Source organism: Gammaproteobacteria bacterium (assembly GCA_016199745.1).
GTDB lineage: Bacteria > Pseudomonadota > Gammaproteobacteria > Acidiferrobacterales > Sulfurifustaceae > JACQFZ01.
Genome location: JACQFZ010000005.1, coordinates 56668 through 66721, shown reverse-complemented (window position 1 = coordinate 66721; position 10054 = coordinate 56668). Strand labels below are relative to the sequence as shown.

Here is a 10054-nt window from a genome sequence, read left to right as displayed (position 1 = left end):
CGGATCCCGGTGCGCGCTTTGCATCCTGGCCCGAGCGAGAGAACCGCTCAACAAACAGGCCGAATAGATACGTGCAATTTCAACCTCGGGGTAAGCGGTTAATCTTCTTCTTGCAAATCGGGTGGAGTCCATAGATACATGGCTTATTCGGGACTTCCTTTAAGTTAAGCGCCATTCTGTCCTGAGTCATTAATTCATTGACGGATAAAAGTTGGGTGCGACGGCCTACGTCAACGCAATAAACCGCTGCGCTGATTCGGTCGCTGTGTTTCTCAGCTTGCTGTCAGTATCGGTAAAATTAGCGCCACCGCTAAGTCCGGACGGCTTGCGCGTTCGGGGTTCGCTTTTTGGTTCGGTCGCGGTGTCGCCGATTGGCTCCATGTATTGCGCCTTTCCGATATAGCGAAAACCGCCATTCCCAGGCATCATCTACTGCTTTTCGCGACCGCCGTCGCCGACCCGCTGGAACCCTGAATGGACGAACAATTACGCCTAAGTGCGCTCGAGTATCACCGTCTTCCGACGCCCGGGAAGATTTCCATTTTGCCAACTAAAGGTCTCGTTACGCAGCGCGATCTCGCGCTCGCGTACTCGCCCGGCGTCGCCGCCGCGTGTGAGGCGATCGTTGCCGATCCACGCGAAGCCGGCACGCTAACGTCGCGCGGCAATCTGGTCGCTGTTATTACCAACGGCACCGCCGTATTGGGCCTAGGCAATATCGGTCCACTCGCTGGTAAACCGGTGATGGAAGGTAAAGCGTGCCTGTTCAAAAAATTCGCCGGCATCGATGTGTTCGATCTCGAGATCGCCGAGAACGATCCGGATAAATTGGTCGACATCATCGCCGCGCTCGAGCCGACCTTCGGTGGCATCAATCTCGAAGACATCAAAGCGCCGGAATGTTTTTACGTCGAGCGCAAATTGCGCGAGCGCATGAAGGTGCCGGTGTTTCACGACGACCAGCATGGCACCGCCATCATCGTCGGCGCCGCAGTGTTGAACGGCCTTAAGGTTGTCGGCAAAGATATTAAGAAGGTAAAGCTCGTCACCTCCGGCGCCGGTGCCGCTGCGCTTGCCTGTCTCGATCTGCTGGTGAGCCTCGGCATGCCGATCGAGAACATTTATATCAGCGACAGCAAAGGCGTGGTTTATACCGGCCGCAAAGACGACATGGACAGCTACAAGGCGCGCTACGCCAAAGACACCAGCGCCCGCAAGCTGATCGACATCATCGGCGACGCTGATATTTTCCTCGGCCTATCGGCGGCCGGCGTGTTGAAGCCGGAGATGGTGAAAAAAATGGCGCAGCGGCCGCTGATCCTGGCGCTGGCCAATCCCGAGCCGGAAATTCTCCCCGAGCTCGCCAAGCAAGCGCGGCCGGACGCCATCATCGCCACCGGTCGTTCCGATTATCCGAACCAGGTGAATAATGTTCTCTGTTTCCCGTTCATTTTCCGTGGTGCCCTCGACGTCGGCGCAACCACGGTCAATGAGCCGATGAAGCTCGCGGCGGTACGCGCGATCGCCGACCTTGCCGAGGCCGAGCAGTCGGATGTGGTCGCTGCTGCCTACGGCGACGAGCAACTCAGCTTCGGTCCCGATTATCTAATTCCGAAACCGTTCGATCCGCGGCTGATTATCAAGATCGCACCGGCGGTGGCGAAAGCGGCAATGGACAGCGGCGTTGCCGTTCGGCCGTTGCCCGATATGGCCGCCTATCGCGATCAACTGACGCGGTTTGTCTATCACTCCGGCACGATCATGCAGCCGGTGTTCGCTGCCGCTAAGAAGGCGCAAAGGCGTTTGATCTACGCCGAAGGCGAGGACGAGCGCGTGTTGCGGGCGGTACAGGTGGTGGTCGATGAAGGTTTAGCTAAGCCGATTTTGATCGGTCGGCCCGATGTCATCAGCGCCCGCATCGAACGTTTCGGCTTGAGCATACGCCCGGGTGTGCACTTCGAAACGGTGAATCCGGAAAGCGATCCGCGGTATCGCGAGTGCTGGCAGCTTTACTACAGTTTGACCAAGCGCAAAGGTGTGTCGCCCGATTACGCACGCAACGAATTGCGCCGTAACGCCACCGTCATCGGCGCCATCTTGATGCACCGCGGTGACGCCGACGCGATGTTGTGCGGCATGTTCGGTCAGTACAAATCGCATTTGCGCGATGTCGCCGACATTCTCGGCATGCGCGGCGGTGTCAAGAATTTTGCCGCTATGAATATGTTGGTGTTGCCGAAACACACATTGTTCATCTGCGATACGCACGTGAACTACGATCCGACGGCAGAGCAGATCGCCGAGATGACAATATTGGCGGCCGAAGAGCTCTACCGGTTCGGTTTGACGCCGCGGGTGGCGTTGTTATCGCATTCGAGCTTCGGCAGCGCGGCGACACCGACGTCGAACAAAATGCGCGAGGCGCTCGAGCTGATCAATCGGTTGGCACCGCTACTGGAAGTGGACGGTGAGATGCACGGCGATGTTGCACTCAACAAGACAATCCTGGAACGCGTGATGCCGGATTCGAAGCTGAAGGGCGAAGCCAATTTGCTGATTATGCCGACGCTGGATGCGGCCAACATTTCCTACAACTTGCTGAAGTCGGTCGCGGGTCAGGGCATTACCGTCGGCCCGATTTTGCTCGGTGGCGCACGATCGGTGCATGTGCTGACACCGGCAGCGACGGTGCGACGGATCGTCAATATGACGGCGTTGGCGGTAGTCGATCCGACATCGGCGCACGCGGGTTAAAGCACCCGCTCGCGCGGCAACTCGCGGTACGCCTCTTTGTTTTTAATTCCCTCCTCCGCGCCAGCGGCGGAGGGTTAGGATGGGGGTATTACTAAGGGACCATCCTCCTGTTCGTCAATCGACGCTTCGAGCAACTGTTCCGTGTCACGTACGAAGCGATGACCGGCAAGACCGACTACGACGTGTTCCCGTCGGCGACGGCGGAAAATTTCCAGGCGATCGATCGGCATGTGTTCGCCGCCGGCCGTGTCTGAGGTCAATTCGCCGCGGTTCTCGGGTAATACCCTAACGACGACGGCACGCGTCTTCTTTTAAGGTGTCCGTCAGCCCCGATCGTTTCGCTTTTACACGCGGTGGGATTGATCGGGGTTCGCTGGCGTGGCGCTCGACATGGATCGTGTGGGGTGTCGTATTGTTGTTTCATCGAAAATAGTTGCTTGCTCTTGTATACCCGGATGAAGGCGCATGGCGCTGGATTCCGGGGTATTTGTGCCGCGTTAGCGCGGCCGTGGTGCGCTCGTTATAAAAAATATATCGTGGGTGTTTCCGCCGACTGCGTGTGGGTTTAGGATAAACCCTTAGAAGTCCTCTTGGCACAGCTTGTTGGAGGTGCCAAGGAAACCGCGAGCTGCAATGGACGCAAATACCCAGACTCGGGAAACGCTCGGAGCCACCACCGGCTCGTTCATTGCTCGTGTCCACGCCGCGCCGCAACCTGCCGTTCTCCTAAAGTATCTCGAACCGAACGACGCGACAGTGCCGCAAATCGCTCGCCTGCAGCGCGAGTATCGGTTGCTGCAATCGTTGAATATCGATGGCGTCATTCGACCGATCGCATCGAACGTCGATGCGAATCAGCCGGCGATCTCATGTCATAACGTCGATGGTCAACTGCTCGAGACCGTCATGCGGGAATATCGGTTCGACTTGCCGTTGTGTTTGTCGATCGCCATCGATTTAACGCGTGTCGTTGCCGATCTGCATAGCGCCGGGGTTGTTCACAAAGCGTTACAGCCGGCGAATTTATTAATCGATGTGAACCGCGCCGCCGTTTATGTCGTCGATTGCAGCGCCGCCGGCGACGATCAGCCATTCTTGCCGACGTCCGCCGGCGATAGCGGCTGGGCTTATATGGCGCCGGAACAAACCGGCCGGCTCAGTCGGCCGCTCGATGAGCGCGCCGATCTTTACTCATTGGGCATCGTGCTCTACCGATTGTTCACCGGTCATTTGCCGTTCGCTGCCACCGACCCGTTGGAATGGACGCATTGTCATATCGCTCGGTTGCCACGATTGCCGATCGAGTTGGCGCCGCAACTGCCGGCGACGATTTCCGCCATCGTTATGCGCTTGCTGGCAAAAGCGCCGGAAGATCGTTACCAGAGTGCGCGCGGTTTGCGGGTCGATTTAGCGCGCTGCCGGCACCAGTATCAGCGGTCTGGCAACATCGCCAAATTCAAGTTGGCAACCTGCGATATTTTCCGTCGCTTGGAAGTTCCGCGAAAACTATATGGTCGCGAAACCGAGCGCACGCAATTGCTGCAAGGGTTCGCGCGTATGGCCGCATCGGGCACGCCGGCGTTGGTATTGGTCGAAGGCGCTGCCGGCATGGGTAAGTCGTCGTTGGTCGACGAAATACGGCAATCCGTTTGGCAAGCGCACGGCCATTTCATTACCGGCAAGTTCGAACAGTACCGGCGCGACATTCCGTACGCGCTGTTGGCACAAGCGTTTCGCGAGTTTGTGCAGCAGGTCCTCAGCGAAAGCGAAAACCGTATCGCTACTTGGCGTCAGCAATTGCAAGAGGCGCTCGGCGCTAACGGCCAGCTTGTGCTCGATATCATTCCGCAATTAGAAGTCATTATCGGTCCGCAACCGCCGGTGTCTATGTTGCCGCCGCTGGAATCGCAGCATCGATTACATCGGGTATTTCGCCAACTCATCGGTGTAGTCGCGTGTCACGAGCGGCCGCTGCTGTTGTTTCTGGACGATATGCAATGGGCCGATGCCGGTAGTTTGTTGCTGTTCGAGCACCTACTGACGCACCCACAAACGCGATATGTGATGCTGGTCGGTGCTTTTCGCGAACCGGAAGCGGCAACCGCCCGTTTGCTCGAACAAACATTGGCGAAGATCGGCAAAACCATCAAGTCACAGCGGATCCGGTTGTCGCCGTTGAGCGGGCAGACGTTACGTCAGCTGCTCCTCGACGGACTGCATTGCGCGCCAACCGACGCTGACGGATTAGCCGAACAAATCGAACAAAAAACGCACGGCAATCCGTTTTTTGCCAAGCAGTTTTTGTATAGCCTCGAACAAGAGGGCTTGATCGAGCTCGATGCGAGCCGTAGTTGCTGGCGTTGGGACATCGAACGGATTCGCCAAGCCGATGTCACCGATAATGTCGTCGAGCTAATGACGCGGCAGATCAATCGCCTACCGTCGTCGACGCAGGCAGCGTTGAAAGTCGCCGCTTGTCTGGGCCATCAGTTTGCGCTCGACCGATTGGCCGGCATCGTCCAGTGTGCCGAGATCGATCTCGCCGACGAGCTGCGGCCGGCGCTGCAGCAACAGTTGTTGTTGACGGCGACTCACGACAGTGTCGCCGACGTTGCTACGTCGGTGGCATATCGTTGGTCGCATGATCGCGTGCAGCAAGCGGCCTATTCGCTGATGTCGTCGCCCGAGCAACGGCAAGCGCATTTGCGCATCGGTCGATTCTTGATGGCGCATATGTCGACCAACGTTACCGCCGAATGTCTGTTCGAAATCGTCGGCCATCTCAATGACAGTGTTGTATTGATGACGGATCCGGGCGAGCGCGAGCGGCTCGCCGAACTGAATTTCACCGCCGCTCAACATGCCAAACGTACCGCCGCTTATGTCGCCGCCCGCCGTTATGCCGACGCCGGCGTGACGTTGTTGACCGAGCGTGGTTGGCAAAATAATTACGCGCTGACGTTGGCATTGCATCGAGAGCAGATCGAAACGGCGCATTTGTGTCGTGACTCGAGCGACGCTGAAATCTTGCTCGATCGCGCGCTGGCCGCGGTTCATAGCGATATCGATCGCGCCGGCTTGCTGCAGCTACGCCTGATGTTCGCTACCGCCCAACGCGACCATGCGCGTGCGGTTAGCGTTGGCCTAGATGCGCTGCGCTTGCTGGGCGTCGACTTGCCGGCCGATGCCGACGGTTGGGCCAAGGCGGTCGGCGATACGCGTGCACGCGTCGATGTCGTGCTCGCCGGCGTTATGTTCGACGATTTACTAATGCGACCGTTGATGTCGCAATCGACGCAGGTGGCGGCGGCCGATCTGTTGACCTATTTAATGCCGGCCGCGCACAACGCCGATCCGCGCTTGTTTGCGCTGTTGGGCGTTACGCTGGTCGATTTGTCGTTGACGCACGGTTACACCGCGGCGTCGGCGTTCGGTTATGCCACGTTCGGCGCACTGCTGGCATACGAAGATCTCAGTCGCGCCTATCAGTTCGGCAAGCTCGCGCAACGACTGACCGAGCGATTTCCGCAGCAGCACCATTTCCGCGCCAAGGTCAATATCGTGACGGCGTCGTTTCTGGACAGCTGGTACGAGCCAATATCCGCGACGATCACCCGGCTAGCCGATGACTTCGTTGCTGAGATCGACCATGGCGATGTCCAGTACGCCGGTCTGAACCTGATAGCGAGCTTTACCCTACGGTTGGGTGGCGGCGAATCGTTGGCACAAATGGCGGATGATCTTGCCAAGGCCATCGTATTTACCGAGCAAAGTGCCAATGATCATGCGCTCCATTTTTTGCGACAGGCGCAATCACTGGTCGTCGTCTTGCGCGATCGTTCGGCAGCAACGGTAACTATCGATGAGTTGCTCGAACAGCTCGGCGATCGTACCGACGACGATGCTAAGTTGCAGCAGCGTGCGCAGCTGCAGCGGCTGGCGATATTCGGCCAATTTGCCGATGCGCTGCGTTTGGCACAGCGGCCGGGTGCAAGCGTTATTGCCAGACAGTCAGCCTATCAGGCAGTCGAAGTAAATTTTTACCACGCGCTGGCCGCTGCCGCTTGCTACGACAGCCAAGACCCGCCGGCCCGACAAATGACGTTAACGCTATTGCAAACGAACACGCAAAAGTTGGCACGGTTGGCCGACGGTTGTCGCGCCAATTTTATTCATCTGTATTGGTTACTCGCCGCCGAACAGGCACGCATCACCGGTGCGTACGAGCAGGCGTTGGCGGGCTATGGGCAGGCGATCGCCGCCGCTCGACAATACGGTTTCACACATATTCAAGCATTGGCCGCAGAGTGTGCCAGCCGCGCGTGTGCCGCCGTCGGTGCCGATGCGTCGGCAAGGACGTATCTGCAAGTCGCCAGTTCGGCCTACGCTGAATGGGGGGCCGATGCCAAAGTTGAACAGCTCAACCTACAAGCGTCGTCGTCGCGTTCGGCGCCACCGGTGGCAGTGAGCGCCGGTAGTCGCCAGTTGGATTTTCTCTCGGTCGCAAAAGCGGCGCAGGCGATATCGAGCGAAATCGTACTCGACAAGTTGCTCGAAACGTTGATGCACCTCGTCATCGAAAACGCTGGGGCGCAAGTCGGCTGTTTGTTGCTGGTGCATGACGACCGACTGCTACCGGTCGTCGACGCTATGGTAGAGCAGCAGACGGTGCAGGTTTATGTGCATGAATCCGACAGCGTGCCGGTCGTGCGCCTGCCCGAATCGATACTGAATTACGTTCGGCGCAGCCGTGAAAATGTTATTTTGGTCGACGCTGCCGTGCCGAATCCGTTTTCGACCGACTCCTATCTCATCGACACCCGACCGAAGTCGGTGCTATGCCTGCCGATCGTGCGGCAAGCGGAGTTGGTCGGTGTGCTCTATCTGGAAAATAATCTGACCGCGAATGCGTTCACACCGGACCGGTTGATCGCGCTGGAGTTGTTGTCAGCGCAGGCGGCGATCTCGATCGAGAACGCACGGTTCTACAGCGAGTTGCAGTGCGAGAACGAAGAGCGCCAGCGAGCCGAGCAAGGGTTACAGCAAAGTATCGATGAATTCGTCGGGTTATACGAGAGCTCGCGCGAGTTGGCGGGGCAGCACGATGTGGCGGTGTTGCTCGACACGATTCTTGAACGGACTGTCGCGTTGTTGCGCACATCGGCCGCCGCCGTGATGCTGTTCGATCATCGCTGCAATGATTTAGAGCTGGTAGCGGTGAAAGGGGTGCCGGTTGCACTCGGCACCCGTGTTCCGATGGGTCAGGGGCTGGCCGGGCGTGTGGCGCAAAATCGAAAGCCGGAGATCGTGAACGATTATCGCAATTGGGAACATCGTTTGCCCGCTTATGCCTTTCTTGGCATTCAGTCGTTGATACAGGTGCCGATGCTCGCCGGTGGCGAGTTGATCGGTGTGCTCGGCGTCGTCGAAATAAATAGCGGGCGTCAGTATACCGACGCCGACCAGCGCTTGTTGTCGCTGTTCGCAGCGCAAGCCGCCAGTGCAGTGCGTAACGCGTCGTTACTGGCGGAAACGCGCCGGCATGCCGAGCAGCTCGCTGTTAGCGAGCAGCGATTCTCGCGGGCGTTTCAAGCCAGCCCGGCGGCGATGGCGATCATCCGTAGCAACGACGGCATCATCGTCGATGCTAATGCCAGTTATCTACAGCTCGCCGGTTACGGCCGAACCGAAGTCGTCGGTCGTACCGTTGTCGAAATCGGCATGATGGGCGAGACGCAACGCCGGCAGATTCGCGGCGTGTTGTTCGAACAAAAATCCGTTCGTGACGTCGAAGTTTCCATGCGTACTAAATCCGGGGCCAACCGCGTGTTGCTGACCTCGGTCGAGAAGACGGAAATGGACGGGCAGGATTGTTTCTTGGTGTTGGTGGTCGACATCACCGAGCGTAAAGAAACCGAAGAGCGCATGCGCCACATGGCGCATCACGATGCGTTGACCGGTCTGCCTAATCGCATTTTGATGCAAGACCGCATCGGCCAAGCGATCGCACAGGCGCGCCGCGGCCGGCATCAAGTGGCGGTATTGTTCATCGACCTCGATTACTTCAAGCACATCAATGATTCGCTCGGCCATCAAATCGGCGATCGCTTATTGCAGACCACCGCCATCCGTTTGCAACGCGGCCTGCGCGAGGGCGATAGCGTCGCCCGTCTCGGCGGCGATGAGTTCGTCATCATCTTGCCGGCATTGACCGACAATCACGATGTCGCCGTCGTCGCCCAGAAGGCGCTGGAGTCGTTGGATGTGCCGTTCGTGATCGACGGCAACAAGTTGCACGTGAGCGGCAGCATCGGTATCAGCCTGTACCCGACCGACGGCATCGATGCCGACGCGCTGATGCGCGCCGCCGACACCGCGATGTATCACGCTAAGGAAAAGGGTCGCGGCAACTATCAGTTCTTCACGCCGGTACTGAATCAAGCGGCGCGGCGGCGGTTGCGCATGAGCACGTTGCTGCGGCAGGCGTTGGCGCAGCGTGAATTCGAATTGCACTACCAACCGCAGGTCGACATTGCCAGCGGCCGCATATTATCGGTGGAGGCGTTGTTGCGTTGGCGGCAGCCGGGACACGACGCGGTATCCTGCGGCGAGTTCATCGCCGTCGCCGAAGACAGTGGTTTGATTTTGCCGATCGGCGAATGGACCTTGCGCGAGGCGTGTAATCAGCTCAAGTGCTGGCACAGCGCTGGCCGCCAGGATATGCGCGTTGCCGTCAACTTATCGGCGCGTCAGTTTTATCAACCGGGTTTCGAAGATTTGGTGGAGTTGGTATTGCAGGAGGTCGGGTTGCCGGCCACCGCGCTCGACCTCGAGATCACCGAGCGCATCCTCATGCAGCCGAACGAAGATAACCTGGCGATCTTGCGGCGGATCAGCGACATGGGCGTGCAGTTGTCGGTCGATGATTTCGGGACCGGCTATTCGAGCTTGGCATACTTGCAGCGTTTTCCCATCAATGTGCTCAAGATCGATCGTTCATTCATCAACGGTATTGGCTACGACCCGAACGACATGGCGATCGTCTCGGCCATTATCGCCTTGGCCAATAATTTGAACCTGAGCGTGATCGCCGAAGGGGTAGAGAAGGCGGAGCAGGCGACGTTTCTCAAGGAGCACGGCTGCTTTACCGCGCAGGGGTTTTATTTTGGCAGGCCGGTGTCGGCTAGCACGTTGACGGAAATGTTGCGCCGGCAAAAGCAGTCGTCCGAGCGCCTCGCCGGTAATGGCGAATCGGCTTAACGGTTCGGAGTTTCGCCACAGCGACAGGCAGTGGTTATTG

Annotated in this window: 3 protein-coding genes; all 3 read left to right on the top strand. The window is 58.3% G+C overall.

Annotated elements, in window-relative coordinates; all coding sequences use genetic code 11:
* The first annotated feature begins 474 nt into the window (after positions 1 to 474).
* The 3 genes from HY308_01405 to HY308_01395 all read left to right on the top strand — a co-directional run bounded on the left by HY308_01405 (position 475) and on the right by HY308_01395 (position 10014).
* Positions 475 to 2754 (top strand): NADP-dependent malic enzyme, encoded by a 2280-nt coding sequence (locus tag HY308_01405; protein MBI3896935.1) that lies wholly within the window; start codon positions 475 to 477, stop codon positions 2752 to 2754.
* A gap of 101 nt (positions 2755 to 2855) precedes the next feature.
* Entirely contained in the window at positions 2856 to 3008 is a 153-nt protein-coding gene (locus HY308_01400; GenBank protein ID MBI3896934.1) for a PAS domain-containing protein, read from the top strand.
* A gap of 379 nt (positions 3009 to 3387) precedes the next feature.
* Positions 3388 to 10014, top strand: coding sequence for an EAL domain-containing protein (locus HY308_01395; protein MBI3896933.1), 6627 nt, complete (start codon positions 3388 to 3390; stop codon positions 10012 to 10014).
* The last annotated feature ends 40 nt before the right edge of the window (positions 10015 to 10054 follow it).

What these genes read in the sequence shown, in the direction of transcription:
- HY308_01405 (MBI3896935.1), top strand. Translation starts at nt 475, where the DNA reads ATGGACGAACAATTACGCCTAAGTGCGCTCGAGTATCACCGTCTTCCG.
- HY308_01395 (MBI3896933.1), top strand. Translation starts at nt 3,388, where the DNA reads ATGGACGCAAATACCCAGACTCGGGAAACGCTCGGAGCCACCACCGGC.